The sequence below is a fragment of the Lentzea alba genome (genome assembly GCF_047445655.1).
GTDB lineage: Bacteria > Actinomycetota > Actinomycetes > Mycobacteriales > Pseudonocardiaceae > Lentzea > Lentzea alba_A.
Window position 1 is genome coordinate 26,559 of the sequence record NZ_JAJAEG010000001.1, and the last position, 13,126, is coordinate 39,684.

Annotated in this window: 11 protein-coding genes; 3 read left to right on the plus strand and 8 right to left on the minus strand. The window is 67.0% G+C overall.

The features are described from left to right. Positions 1-54: 54 nt before the first annotated feature. Complete coding sequence (locus tag LFM09_RS00145; RefSeq protein ID WP_414094127.1) at positions 55-774, plus strand: TSUP family transporter; 720 nt, start codon at positions 55-57, stop codon at positions 772-774. 43 nt (positions 775-817) lie between these two features. Here the strand turns inward: LFM09_RS00145 and LFM09_RS00150 are convergent, their stop codons facing one another. From LFM09_RS00150 to LFM09_RS00175, 6 genes are all read right to left on the minus strand, one after another. Next, the gene (locus LFM09_RS00150; RefSeq protein WP_414094128.1) at positions 818-2,422 is read right to left on the minus strand and encodes an alpha/beta hydrolase; all 1,605 of its coding nucleotides are present in this window, start codon (positions 2,420-2,422) and stop codon (positions 818-820) included. 76 nt (positions 2,423-2,498) lie between these two features. After that, positions 2,499-3,470 carry an L-histidine N(alpha)-methyltransferase gene (egtD, locus tag LFM09_RS00155; RefSeq protein WP_414094129.1) on the minus strand — a complete coding sequence of 324 codons (972 nt, stop codon included), beginning with the start codon at positions 3,468-3,470 and terminating at the stop codon, positions 2,499-2,501. Further along, a complete protein-coding gene (egtC, locus tag LFM09_RS00160) occupies positions 3,467-4,192 on the minus strand; it encodes an ergothioneine biosynthesis protein EgtC (protein WP_414094130.1) in 726 nt (241 codons plus the stop codon). The genes egtD and egtC overlap by 4 nt, the downstream gene beginning before the upstream one ends. 3 nt (positions 4,193-4,195) lie before the next feature. Continuing rightward, positions 4,196-5,485 (minus strand): ergothioneine biosynthesis protein EgtB, encoded by a 1,290-nt coding sequence (egtB, locus tag LFM09_RS00165; protein ID WP_414094131.1) that lies wholly within the window; start codon positions 5,483-5,485, stop codon positions 4,196-4,198. Beyond that, a complete protein-coding gene (locus tag LFM09_RS00170) occupies positions 5,482-6,681 on the minus strand; it encodes a glutamate-cysteine ligase family protein (RefSeq protein ID WP_414094132.1) in 1,200 nt (399 codons plus the stop codon). The genes egtB and LFM09_RS00170 overlap by 4 nt, the downstream gene beginning before the upstream one ends. 137 nt (positions 6,682-6,818) lie before the next feature. Beyond that, the gene (locus tag LFM09_RS00175; RefSeq protein WP_414094133.1) at positions 6,819-7,385 is read right to left on the minus strand and encodes a YbhB/YbcL family Raf kinase inhibitor-like protein; all 567 of its coding nucleotides are present in this window, start codon (positions 7,383-7,385) and stop codon (positions 6,819-6,821) included. 217 nt (positions 7,386-7,602) lie between these two features. On the opposite strand from LFM09_RS00175, the gene LFM09_RS00180 reads away from it, so the two are divergent. Continuing rightward, entirely contained in the window at positions 7,603-9,039 is a 1,437-nt protein-coding gene (locus LFM09_RS00180) for a S8 family serine peptidase (protein WP_414094134.1), read from the plus strand. Positions 9,040-9,094: 55 nt separating this feature from the next. On the opposite strand, the gene LFM09_RS00185 is transcribed toward LFM09_RS00180, so the two are convergent. Together LFM09_RS00185 and LFM09_RS00190 are read right to left on the minus strand one after the other, a co-directional pair. Continuing rightward, complete coding sequence (locus tag LFM09_RS00185) at positions 9,095-11,971, minus strand: PQQ-dependent sugar dehydrogenase (protein ID WP_414094135.1); 2,877 nt, start codon at positions 11,969-11,971, stop codon at positions 9,095-9,097. A 246-nt stretch (positions 11,972-12,217) separates the two neighbouring features. Continuing rightward, entirely contained in the window at positions 12,218-12,370 is a 153-nt protein-coding gene (locus LFM09_RS00190; protein ID WP_414094136.1) for a hypothetical protein, read from the minus strand. 153 nt (positions 12,371-12,523) lie between these two features. Here LFM09_RS00190 and LFM09_RS00195 point away from each other — a divergent pair, with 153 nt between their 5' ends. Then, the gene (locus LFM09_RS00195) at positions 12,524-13,117 is read left to right on the plus strand and encodes a helix-turn-helix domain-containing protein (RefSeq protein ID WP_414094137.1); all 594 of its coding nucleotides are present in this window, start codon (positions 12,524-12,526) and stop codon (positions 13,115-13,117) included. Positions 13,118-13,126: the final 9 nt, after the last annotated feature.

Sequence of the window (13,126 nt, forward strand, 5' to 3'; positions counted from 1 at the left end):
GGCGAACACCGAACGAAACCTGGTCGAGCCGCCCACCCATTAGCATCGCTAACTATGTCGTGGGGGTTGGTGGCCGCAGCCGGTTTCGTCGTAGCGCTGGGAGGCCTGCTGCAGGGCCTGATCGGCTTCGGCCTGGCCCTAGTCGCCGTGCCACTACTAGCACTGCTAGACCCAGCACTCCTACCGGTCCCCGTCCTGATGGTCGCCACCGCGCACGCCTCGATGTCCCTCGCACGCGAGTTCGGCCACGTCGACTGGCGCGGCGTCGGCTGGGCGATGCTGGGCCGCCTGCCAGGCACCGTCGTAGGCATCCTGATCGTCGACGCCCTGGACCCACGCGGCTTCGGCCTGGTGGTCGGCGGCTCGGTACTGGCGTGCGTACTGCTGTCGATCACCGCCTGGCGCCCGGAACCCCGCCCGAAGTCACTGGTGACCGCCGGCTTCGCAAGCGGATCGTTCGGCACGGCAACCGCGGTGGGTGGCCCGATGGTGGCGCTGCTCTACCAGAACCAGGCCGGCCCGCAGGTCAGGGCAACGCTGGCGGCGTTCTTCGTACTCGGCTCCGGCGCGTCGATCATCGGACTGCTCACGGCCGGCCAGGTCACGTCACACCAGCTGTGGACAGGACTCGCCCTCGTCCCGTTCCTGATCGCCGGGTTCCTCGCGTCCGGACCTTTGCGCAAGAAGTTCGACGCGCGCGGGATCCGGACCCCTATGTTGATCGTGGCGGGGGCAAGCGCGGTGGTGTTGATCGTCAGGAGCGCGTTGCTGTGACGCGGGCGGTGGCGGCACTCCAGGAGCACCGCCACCGAACCGACTAGGCGAACGGCTGCACGTTCGGCTGGAACACCGAGCCGTCAACCGGCGCCGTGAGGTCCAGCAGGTACTTCGCCACCACCGCGTCGGTGCCGGCCGAGCGGCCCAGGATGCAGTGGCCGAACGAGTCAACGCTCACCAGTCGCGCGTTGCCGAGTTGCTTGGCCATGCGCTGCGAGAACAGGTACTGCGTCGCCGGGTCGTAGTAGTTGCCCACCACGACGATCGGGTTCGCGGTCTTGCGGTTCCACGGGCCGATCCAGCGGTCCGGGTTGCGGGTCGGCCAGGTCGGGCACGTCAGCAGGTCGGAGCCCGCCTGGTAGCGGCCGAAGGTGGGCGACTCCTTCTCCCACTTGTTGGCCGTCCGCTCCCAGAAGCGGTTGGTGCGCAGGAACGGCTTGTCGGTGCAGTTGACGCCGAAGTACGAGTCGTCCGCGGTGTAAGGGGTTTCCGGCAGCGCGCCAGATTCCAGGGGATCGACGTCGAGGCGGCCGTTCTGGTTCGGCAGCGGTGCCGGGAGGTCCACAGTGGACTGAACACCGAAAGCGGCGGCAGACGGGTTCAGAGCCCCGTAGACGCTCTGCATCCATGCCACCAAAGTGCCGAAGCGCGGCACCGAGTACAGGTCACCGGCGACGCGGCCGATCAGAGTGTCGAGCCCGACCTTGCTGCCGTCGGGCAGCGTGACCGGTCCCGCGGCCAGCGCCTTCTTCATGGACTCGAACTTGGAGCGCGCGTCCCCGGCGAACGCGCACTTCGCCACACCCGCGCTGTCGCAACGCTTGAGCATCGCGTCGAGAGCGATCTCGAAGCCGCGAGCGCGCTGGCGGTCGTACTCCGCGCCGTTGGTCAGGCGCAGCTGCGGGTCGACGTTGCCGTCGATCACCATCGCGCGCACCCGAGACGGGAAGATGTTCGCGTAGGTCGAGCCGATCAGCGTGCCGTAGGAGAAGCCGACGAAGTTGAGCTGCTTGTCGCCGACGGACTCGCGCATGATGTCGAGGTCGCGCACAACGGCCTCGGTCGACATGTGGTTGAGCAGCGGGCCGGCGTTGATCTTGCAGTAGTCGGTGTAGACCTTGGACTGCCGGATCGAGCTGGAAATCTCTTCGCGAGTCCGCGGCAGGGCGTACCAGCCCTGGTTCACCGCGTCGGCCTCTTCCTTGGTGCGGAAGCAGCGCAACGGGTTGCTGCGGGCGACGCCGCGCGGGTCGAAGCCGATGACGTCGAACCGGTCCAGCACAGCGGCCGGGAAGTAGTTCTTGGCGACGGCGCCGCGCAGCAGGCCGGAGCCGCCGGGGCCGCCGGGGTTGAGGAAGATCGAGCCGATCTTGCGCGCCGGGTCGTTCGCCGGGCGCTTCATCATGGCGATGCCCGTCTTCTCGCCGCGCGGGCGCGAGTGGTCGACGGGCACTTCCTGGACGGCGCAGGTGAGGCGCGCCCTTTCCTCGGGCGTCACCGAGGCGGGGAGACCGGCGAGAACGTCAGCCGCGCACTGCCCCCAGGCAGCGGGTCTGGTGGACTCGGTCTGGGCGGCTGCGGTGCCCAGACCGGAAACGATGGTGCCGAGCACGAGTGCGCCGGAAAGCGCGACTCGCACGAGCACGGATGCAGGTGATGACGTCACGCGTGCAGCCCATCACCGACCGTGCAGCGTTTGTACCCGCCTATCGGAGGGTCCCTTACACAGCTTGCGCCAATGAGACGGCAAAACGCCCCAGAGAGTCGGTCCACCAGCGGTGCAAGGAGAATCCGCCCTCTTCGAGCTCCGCACGCACGCCGTCCTCGCGGAACTTCGCCGACACCTCGGTCCGCAGTTCTTCACCTTCGCGGAACTCAACGGTCAACCCGAGCGCAGCGAGCGATACGCGCATGTCTCGCTTGGCGCGCAAGCGCATCTCGATCCATGCCTGCTCGGCGTTCCACAACGCCACGTGCTCGAACGCGTCGACGTCGAAGTCTCCGCCGACCTCGCGGTTCAGCACGTTCAGGACGTTCAGGTTGAACTCCGCCGTCACGCCCTGCGAGTCGTCGTACGCCCGCACCAGCACATCAGGGTCCTTCACCAGGTCCGTCCCGAGCAGCAGCCACTCCCCCGGCTGCAGCACGTCGCGCACCGTCCGGAAGAACTTCTCGCGCTCCTCCGGGATCAGGTTGCCGATCGTCCCGCCCAGGAACGCCACCACCCGCGGTGACTCGCCGGGCAGCAGCGACAGGTGCTGGGTGAAGTCGCCGACCACGCCGTGCACCCGCAGGCCCGGGTAGTCCGCCATGATCGCGTGCGCGGCTTCGGTCAAAGCCGACACCGAGACGTCCTGCGGCACGAACTCCCGAAGCGTGCCGTGCTCGCGCAGTGCGCTCAACAGCAGCCTGGTCTTCTCCGACGAGCCGGAACCCAGCTCCACCAACGAATGCGCGCCGGTGGTCGCGGCGATCTCAGCAGCTCGGTCGGAGAGCACCTCACGTTCGGCGCGGGTCGGGTAGTACTCCGGCAGCCGCGTGATGTCCTCGAACAACTCGCTGCCCACGGCGTCGTAGAACCACTTCGGCGAGACCCATTTCGGGTTCGCGGTCAGCCCGGCGCGGACGTCGGCGCGTAACGCGTGCGCGGCGTCCTCGGGCTTGAGATGAACGTCCAGCACCGGCTCGGTCATATCGGTCGAACCTCCACAGTGGATGGAACGGCGGTGACCACGTGCCGGTCGGGGATCTCCCACCAGCCAGGGTCGTCGTCAAGCGGTTCGGACGCGAGCGTCACGCTCTGTCCTCTTTCGAGCACCCACAGGGCATGGGTCCACGTGGTGCCCGCGAGCACCTTTCCGTTGGTCAGCAAGAAGTTCAGGCGCGACTTCGGAGCCGCGTCCGCCATCTCTCGCACGAGTTCAACAAGCGCCTCAGCCGGGTTCTTCCCGGTTTCCAGCCTGCGCCGGAGAACGGCCCACAGCAGCGCCGAGTCCGTCGGCGCGTCCATGGTCAGCAGATCCGTGACGTCCAAGGTCTTCGCCAACGAGGCCACGCTCCCAGGCCAGCCGTCGACACGCCCGTTGTGACTGAACAACCACGTGCCGTCGGTGAACGGCGCGCACGCCGCGTCGGCCACCGGCATACCGACAGTGGCCGAGCGGACCGCGGCCAGAAAAGCCGTCGACGACACGGAAGCCAGCTGACGCAGGTTCGCGTCGCTCCACAACGTGCCGGCGCGCCGGTACCGGACCGGGCCGGGGAACCAGCCGACGCCGTAGCCGTCGACGTTCACGGTTCCACCGGCCCGCATGTCCGCGGGCGCGTACGACTGGTGCTCCAACGAGTGCGGTGCGTCGTAGAGCAGGCTGGCCAAGGGCACGGCGGGGCCCAGGTAAGCCAGGTGGCGGCACATCGGTCAGGCGTCCCTGGCGCAGCGGAAGCCGGCGAAGATCTGCCTTCTGATCGGATAGTCCCAGTTGCGGAACGTCGCGCGGATCGCCGACTTGTCGGTGCCGAACGAACCACCGCGCAGCACCTTGTAGTCCGGCCCGAAGAAGACCTTCGAGTACTCGGGGTACGGGAAGACCTCGAAGCCCGGATAGCCGTGGAAGTCCGTCGACGTCCACTCCCACACGTCACCGATCAGCTGGTGCACACCGGCGGGCGAAGCACCCTTCGGATACGCACCGACCGGCGCCGGACGCAGGTGGCGCTGGCCGAGGTTGGCGTGGATCTCGGCCGGATCCTCGTCACCCCACGGATAACGCCTGGTCGTACCGGTCTCCGCGTCGTAGCGGGCGGCCTTCTCCCACTCCTGCTCGGTCGGCAGCCGCTTGCCCGCCCACGTCGCGTACGCCTGAGCCTCGTGGAAGCACACGTGCACAACGGGTTCGTCCGGCACAATCGGCTCCGTGACGCCGAACGCCGTGCGGCTGAACGATGTCCCATCGCGGTGCCAGAACCGGGGAGCGCTGAGCTTGGCGGAAGTCCGGTGCTGCCAGCCCTCCTCCGTCCACAGGCGACGGTCGTCGTACCCACCGGCCAGCACGAACTCCGCGTACTCGCCGTTCGTGACCGGTGTGGTGTCCATGAAGAACGAGTCGACGTGGACGGTGTGCGCGGGCCGTTCGTTGTCCAACGCCCACGGTTCGTCCGATGTGCCCATTTCGAACGGACCGCCCGGAATGAACGCTTCCGTTGCGGGCACGAGGTTTCCAGTAGGCGGCGGTGGTGCGTGCAGCACCGGTTCGCCCGTGCGCAGCTGGTGCGTCGCGAGCATCGTCTCGTCGTGCTGCTGCTCGTGCTGCACGATCATGCCGAACGCGAAGGCGTTCTCGACGAGCTTGCGGCCCTCCAGCGGGACCTTCTCCAGCACGTCGAACACCTTGCCGCGCACGTCCCCTACGTACTGTCGCGTCTCCACCGGGTTCAACAGCGGTAACTCGGGGCGGACGCTTCGAGAGAACTTGAACGCGTCGTAGTACTCGTCGATGTCACTGCGGACCGGTTCGCGACCGCCGACGTCGCGAACGAGCCAGAGCTCCTCCTGGTTGCCGATGTGCGCCAGATCCCAGACCAGCGGCGACATCAGTTTCGAGTGCTGCCGGACGAGATCGTGCTCGTCGACGGCATCGGTCAAGGCAGTGGAACGCGCGCGCGAACGCAACAGTTCCTCCGCCACGTGCTCGCGGAGTTCTTCCGTCACAGCTTCCCCTCAAGCTCCCGGCTGATGGCGCTGATCTGATCATGAGAAAGACCGGTGCGGTGCAACGCCTCAACGCCAAGGGCCACAACGTCGTGCGCCGCTCTGGCAATGCGTTCGTCCGCCATCCCGTGCCGTGCGGCGACGAGCCACCGCCCGGCCGCCCGTTCCGTCGCCGCCAGCACACCGTCCACAACGGACGGATCGCTGAACAGCGCGACGAGCAGCGCACTCGGCGCGATCCACCCGCCAGGCGCGGGTGTGTCCAGATATCTGATCTCGATGTAGCCGCGCGGTCGCACCGGCGGGAACATCGTCGTCAGGTGGTAGTCGAGGTCGTCACTGGTGGGGCTGCGGTCGAGTGCCCCGTTCAGCCAGTCGGCAAACGTCAGTCTTCGCGGCGGAATCCAACTAGGACTCGGGCCGCGGACAACGATCACCGGTGTGTCGACGACACGTCTTGCATAAGCCTGGGCCGGATCGGCACACACAGCGCTTGGCCTGGTGCGCACGGGATCCGTGCCGTAGAGCGTCCGCATGCGGGCCGACGCCCAGTCGTTGTGCATCCCGCCGATGCTCGGCGAGTTCGCGAACAACGCGATGAGCACCGGCCCGAGCTGGTGCACGGCGGCCCACCGGTCTCTGAGGTGCTTCTCCTCGCCGAAGTCCAGACACACCTGCAATCCGGCGGTGTTGCACATCATCGCGATGCCGTCGCCACCGACGTCGCTGAACGCGTGCTCCATCGCGGCGTACCTGGGCACCTGCAACATGCGCGTGGGAGGGCGGTGCACGTCGGCGCCGCGGTCGCCGAGCACGAGACCGTGGTCCGCCAACATGGCTGTGAGCTGGGAGATGTCTTCGGCGACCGTCCGGAAGAGGTCCGGGAGGCTGGTGCAGGGAGGAGTGGAGATCTCGACCTGCCCGCCCGGTTCGACGGTCAACGGTGTGCCGCTCGGTAGCGGCCTCTGGGGGCTGTCCGGTACGAGGGTAGGTGGTGCGTGCTCACCGAGCGCCGCTGCCAACCTGGCCTTGTCAAGCGTCTGACCTGGGTCTTCCGCGTGGTGCACGGTCCATTCGAGCTCCACGCCGAACAGCCTCGGAGGCCCGTGCTTGAAACAGACCGAGGCCACGTAAGCCTCGGCCTCGGCGCGGTCAGCGAACCTCGCCGGCGCCCGTTTGTTACGCAACGCAGTCACGCTGCCACACTCCCCGTGATCGTCTGGCGCAGTCGACGCTACACGCGGGGTCTGACAGTTGCAGCCCTCAAATCCTTACGGATCAAGGATGTGCCCGTGTGCACGCGTGCACACGGGCACGTTCTCACCTCGTGGCGCTACGGCTTCGCGGTCGAGAAGCCGACCAGCTTCGCCTGACCGGAGGCAGCCTTCTTGGCAGCGGCCTCCACGTCGGCGACCTTCGAGTTCTTGTTGATGCCCGGCAGGTTCTTCACCTTCAACGCATAGAGCGTGAACTCGTACTTGTGCTTCGAGCGCGGGCACGGGCCGAAGAACTGCTCGTTCACCGAAGCGTTGCCCATCGCGCGCTGGTGAGCGCCCTTCAGGTCGGGCTCCACGACGTCGTAGCCCTTCTTCAGCCCTTCGGGCAAACCGGTCGCCGTGGCAGGAATGTCCCAGGCGGCCCAGTGCTTCCCGCCGTTCGCGGTGTCGATGAACACGAGCGCGTAGGACTGGGCGGGCACGTCGCCGCCGGTCCAGGCCAGGGGCGGGGAGATGTCGTTGCCGGCCTTGTGGTCGAAGGCGCAGGAGTACTTGTCCGGGATGTTGCCGTTGTTCTTGTACGCCGTGCTGGTCAGCGTCAACGGAGCCGGAGCGGCCACCGCGGGCGTGGTCACCAAGAAGCCGGCGGCCAATGAGAGCGCGACCATTGCGATTTTCCGCACGAAAGAACCTCCAGGTAAAGGGCGGCGGAGGTTTCTGACAACACCATCCGACCACATATAGGTGACCGATGCAATACGGCGAGTGAGTACCTGTGTACTACTCTCCGCGATGAGTTCGCGTATCCGCCGCGTGAGCACACGTTTTGAGACGCGTTCACAAGGGAGAACAATGCGGAAATTCCGGCTCGGGCTGGCCGCGGCGGTTGCACTAACGTGTATGACGACCCCTGCGCAAGCCGCTGAAGACACCTATGTCGTGGTCCTCAGGGAGCACATCCTCACCGCGAACGTCACATCTCAATACGACGTGAGCGTTCGTCACACGTATTCATCGGCGCTGAACGGATTCAGCGCGAACATGACCGCCCAAAAAGCCGCGGACCTCGCAAAGGACCCGGCTGTCGAACGAGTCCAGCGCAACGTCGTCCACCGGGTCAGCGACGAGCAGACCAACGTGCCGACGTGGGGCCTGGACCGGATCGACCAGCGCACACCGCCGTTGGACCAGACCTACTTCTACTCGGCTGACGCGGCGAACGTGCACGCGTACGTGATCGACACCGGCATCCGCGCCACGCACCAGACGTTCGAGGGCAGGGTCGGCGACGGCTTCGACTCGATCGACAACGACAAGGACCCGCAGGACTGCCACGGCCACGGCACGCACGTGTCGGGCACGGTCGGCGGCGACAAGTACGGCGTCGCCAAGAAGGTCAAGCTGCACGGCGTGCGAGTGCTGGCCTGCAACGGAGGCGGCACAACGGAATCCGTCGTCGCGGGCGTCGACTGGGTGACGAAGAACGCCGTGAAACCCGCTGTGGCCAACATGTCGCTGGGCGGCGGACCGGACGCGGTGCTGGACGCGGCGGTCGAGAAGTCGATCCAGTCGGGCGTCACCTACGCCATCGCGGCCGGCAACTCCAACCGGGACGCCTGCGGCCACTCACCCGCCAGCGCACCGAGCGCGATCACGGTCGCGGCCACGAACCGCGACGACAGCCGGTCGAGCTTCTCCAACCACGGCAAGTGCGTCGACATCTTCGCGCCGGGCGCGGGCATCCTGTCGGCGTTCAACACGTCCGACACCGCAACGCAAACGGCGTCCGGCACGTCGATGGCCTCGCCGCACGTCGCGGGTGCCGCGGCCCTCTACCTGGCCAAGAACCCGCAGGCCACGCCGCAGCAGGTCACCGCGGCACTCGCGCAGGCAGCGACGCCCGACAAGGTGACCAACCCCGGCCCCGGGTCACCGAACAAGCTGCTGTTCACCGACCACGGCATCACCCCGCCGGCACCCGCGCCCGGTTGCGGCCGGAAGGTCAACGACGTCGACATCGACATCCCCGACGCGGGCGAGTACGTCGGCACGGCGATCCGGTACGCGGGCTGCAAGGGCAGCGCCCCCAAGGACACCAAGGTCGAGGTCAAGATCCAGCACACCGCGCAGAGCGACGTGCGGATCGAGCTCGTCGGCCCGAGCGGGAAGTCGTACCTGCTGAAGGCACACGGCGCGGGCACCAAGTTCCAGCCCTACTACACCGTCGACCTCTCCACGGAGACCAAGAACGGCACCTGGCAGATCCTGATCCGCGACCGCGCGGAAGGTGACGTCGGCAAGCTCGACTCCTGGGCCATCACCCTGCCCAAGAAGTAGCCACAAAAAGAGCGGGGCCTCCCGAAAAGGAGGCCCCGCTCATCCTGCTGCTAAATCAGCTGCTGGCGTTCGAACGTCCGCGCAACACGGTGTTGGCCGTGGACGCGTTCTTGATGGCCGTTTCGATCTGGGCCATCGTGGACGAGGACGTGATTCCGGGAACCGTCGCGGTGTTCAACGCGTACAACGTGAACGTGTACGGGTTGGTGGAACCACCGGGACATGGTCCGAAGAACTTCTGCGAATTCGCACCGGAGCCCATCGCCTTCTGCTTCGCCCCACCCTGGCCGGGCACGTTGAAACCGGCTCCGAGATTCTCCGGCAACGAGGACGCCGACGCCGGAATGTCCCAGATCGCCCAGTGCAGCTTGTTGCCGTTGTTCACCCGGTCGGCGAACACGATGGCATAAGCCTGCGCACCGCTGGAAGCACCCCACGCGAACGGCGGCGACGGGTCCTGGCCCGGCGAGCCGTCACCGGCGCACGTGTACTTGGCCGGGATCATCGCGTTGTCCGCGAAGGCAGACGACGTCAGCGCGAACCCTCCGCCGCCACCGCCCTCGTAGACGATGTCGATGTGCATGATCCGGTCGTTGTTCGCCGTGCCGTCCTTGTCGGTCGACGTGGTCAGCCAGATGTCGCCTTCCTTGTCGACCTCGACCGTGCGGAGACGGCCGTAGGTGCCCTGGAAGTACCTCTGCTGGTCCACGAGGTTCGACGAGGCGTCGATCCGCAGCCGGTAGACGCTCTGGCCGACGGTCGTCGCGACGAACACGTAGTCGTTGATGATCGTCAGACCCGACGGCGAGGCCTGTGAGGTCGACCAGGTCTTCTTCGGCAGGATCGTGCCGCCGCAGGAACCGGAGGTGCCCTCGCACTGCGGCCAGCCGAAGTTGCCGCCCTTCTGGATCAGGTTGACCTCGTCCTGCGACGAGTTGCCGAACTCCGAGGCCCACAGGCGACCCTGCGAGTCGAAGTCGAGGCCCTGCACGTTGCGGTGGCCGTAGCTCCAGATCGCCTTGCCCGAGAACGGGTTGTCGGCGGGGATGGAGCCATCGGGGTTGATCCTCAGGATCTTGCCCGCGTTGTTGTTCATGTTCTGCGCGTTCGCACTGTTCTGCGCGTCGCCGGTGGAGATGAACAGGTGCCGGCCGTCGGGGCTGAAGCGCAGGCGGCCACCGTTGTGGAACCGGTTCTTCGGCACACCGTCGAGCAACGTGGTCCAGTTGGACAGCTGGGCGCCGTCGAACTGCGCCCTGACCAGCCGGTTTCCGCCGCTGTAGGTGTGGTAGACGTAGATGAACCGGTCAGACGCCCAGTTCGGCGAGATCTCGATGCCGAGCGCGCCACCCTCACCGCCGGTGCCGACGGCGCCGGGGATCTTGCCGATCGTGGTCTTCGAGCCGGCCTCGGTGACGCGCAGGATGTTGAACGACTCCCGCTCGGTCACCAGCGCCGAGCCGTCGGGCAGGAACGCGACGCCCCACGGCACGTCGACGCCACCGACGATCTGCTTGACCGTGCCGGGGTTCGGCACGCCGGCCGGCCCACCGGTGGTCGGCTTCACGGAGATCTCGTTGGAGAACGCCGAGAAGTTGTTCTGCGCGTCCTTCGCCCGGACCTTGACCCGGTACGTCTGGTCCTTGGTCAGACCGGCGATGGTCGCCGTCGTCGCGGAGCCGTCAGCGGTCTGCTTCAACGCACCGTCGACGTGGATCTCGTAGCCGGTGACGCCCACGTTGTCGACCGAGGCGTTCCACGCGATCGACGCGCTGGTCTCGGTCACGCCGGTGCCGCGCAGGTTGCCGGGAACCGAGGGCGCCTCGACGTCCGGCGGGGCCGGCTTGGTGCGACCCGGAACGTTGTTCGAGGCCTGGGAAACGTTGCCCGCGCGGTCCTTCGCGAACACCGTCCAGTCGTACTCGGTGTCGGCGCGCAGGCCCGTCGCGGTGGCCTCCAGGACGTTGCCGACGCTCGTGACGAGCTGGCCGTGCTGGTAGATGTCGTAGCCCACCACGCCGACGTTGTCCGAGGCCGCTTCCCACTTCAGCGACACGGAGTTGTGCGTGGAGGACACGAACTGCAGGTTGCGCGGCGGCGTCGGCGCCTCGTTGTCCGGCGGGCCGACCAGCACCGCGGTCAGCTTGTCCGCGTTCGGGCCGCCGTTCGCGGTCGTCGCGGTCGCCCGGATCTTGTTCGGACCGGCCTTGAGCGTGACCTTCGCGGTCCGCGTCTGCCACGTCGTCCACGCGCCGGTACCGGGGAAGGAGACCGTCTGCGCGGACGCGCCGTCCACCGTCACCGAGACCGGGCGGTCGACCGTCGTTCCGTTGGCGTAGCGGAAGGTGAGGTCGTGTTCGCCACCCGCTTCGGCGTTGATCGTGTACTCGACGTACGAGCCGGCGACGTTGTTGTAGTTGACGAATCCGGTGCCGGAGAAGCCGGCGTGGTTGGACTCGACGACGCCCTGGCCGATGCTCGCGTTCTCCGCTTCCTGCTCGAGAGCGGGAACGGCGTCGGTCTGCTCGACCTCGATGTAGTCGAGGTTCGGGCCGCCGGTGGCACCCGTGGCGGTGAGGCGGATCGTGTTCGCACCCGCGTTGAGCTGGACGGTGTTCGTCACCGACGTCCACGTGGTCCACGCGCCGGTGCCCGCGAACGCGCGCTCGTCGACGGCCAGGCCACCGTTGACGTTGACGTCGACCGCGCGGTTGTCGGTGGTTCCGTTGGCATAGCGGAAGGTCAGCGTCGCCTCGCCCGCCTTCGACGCGTTCACGGTGAACTCGACCGAGCTCCCCGCGACGTTGTCGTAGTTGACGAAGCCGGTTCCGGAGAACCCGGCGTGGTTCGACTCCACCACGCCCTGGGAGATCGTCGCGCTCTCCGCTTCGTACCTGACCGGCGCCGCGAAGGCGGACTCAGGTACCGACATCACTGCGATGGTTGTCGCGAACGCAACACCCATTGTGCCGAGCGCGCGTAACGCCCGACCTCTGCTCGGTGCCACTGTTGTGCCTCCCACAAGACGGGTAAGGGGATTCACTCAACGCGGCGGCGGATTCAGTTATTGGATAGAAACTTTCCTATCTGTAGCGCAGATCACACCACCCATGACAACAGGAGTCAACCCCTTCCCAGAACTGCGGGAAAGCGCTTACCCGAGCCGTGACGCAGTCCGTTACAGGTCCCGGTTCTGGGCCAGTGCGGCGATGAGATCCACGACCGTGCGGCTCACCAGCAGATCGACCACGTGGACGCCTGTGGACTCACGCCGCTGCCACCCGAGGCGCTCGGCGAGCGCCGACAGCTTGATGATCTCCTGCGTCTCCATGACGCGGCAGCATATGGGCGGCGCCGCACTCGTCTTCGCAGGCCCGCCCAGTGATCCACTCGAAAGGATCACTGCAGAAGATCACACAGATGGAGCCGTCCAATCCGTACGTACGGATTGGATTTCCCGCCCTCCCCCTGCGACCATCTACCGGTGCCCAGGGTGAGCCAGGACCACCTCGACGCCCGCCGCCGTCAGATCCTCGACGGTGCGCGTGCCTGCTTCGCGCGCCACGGCTACGAGGGTGCCACGGTACGCCGTCTCGAAGAGGCGACGGGACTCTCCCGCGGTGCGATCTTCCACCACTTCCGCGACAAGGAGTCGCTGTTCCTCGCGCTCGCGGAGGACGACGCGCTGCGAATGGCCGACGTGGTCGCCGAACAGGGCCTCGTGCAGGTGATGCGCGACCTTCTCGACGAACCGGAGAAAAGGGACGAAGAGCACGCCGCCGACTGGCTCGGGACGCGCCTCGAAGTCTCGCGCAGGCTCCGCACGGACCCGGACTTCCGCGCCCGGTGGGCAGAACGCAGCGAACAGCTGACCGCCGCCACCAGGCAGCGCCTCATCCGCCAGCGCGAAGCCGGCAACCTCCGCGACGACGTCGACGTGAGCGTCCTGACGAGCTTCCTGGAGCTCGTGCTGGAGGGCCTGGTGTCGCACCTCGCGATGGGCCTGCCCGCGGACGACATGGAGCCCGTGCTCGACCTGGTCGAAGAAACCGTGCGAAGGCACCGCCGGAGCTCTTGAAGCTTCTTC

Coding starts and splice junctions, on each gene's coding strand:
- LFM09_RS00145 (WP_414094127.1), top strand. CDS start 55: ATGTCGTGGGGGTTGGTGGCCGCAGCCGGTTTCGTCGTAGCGCTGGGA.
- egtD (WP_414094129.1), bottom strand. CDS start 3,470: ATGACCGAGCCGGTGCTGGACGTTCATCTCAAGCCCGAGGACGCCGCG.
- egtC (WP_414094130.1), bottom strand. CDS start 4,192: ATGTGCCGCCACCTGGCTTACCTGGGCCCCGCCGTGCCCTTGGCCAGC.
- LFM09_RS00180 (WP_414094134.1), top strand. CDS start 7,603: ATGACGACCCCTGCGCAAGCCGCTGAAGACACCTATGTCGTGGTCCTC.
- LFM09_RS00185 (WP_414094135.1), bottom strand. CDS start 11,971: ATGTCGGTACCTGAGTCCGCCTTCGCGGCGCCGGTCAGGTACGAAGCG.
- LFM09_RS00190 (WP_414094136.1), bottom strand. CDS start 12,370: ATGGAGACGCAGGAGATCATCAAGCTGTCGGCGCTCGCCGAGCGCCTC.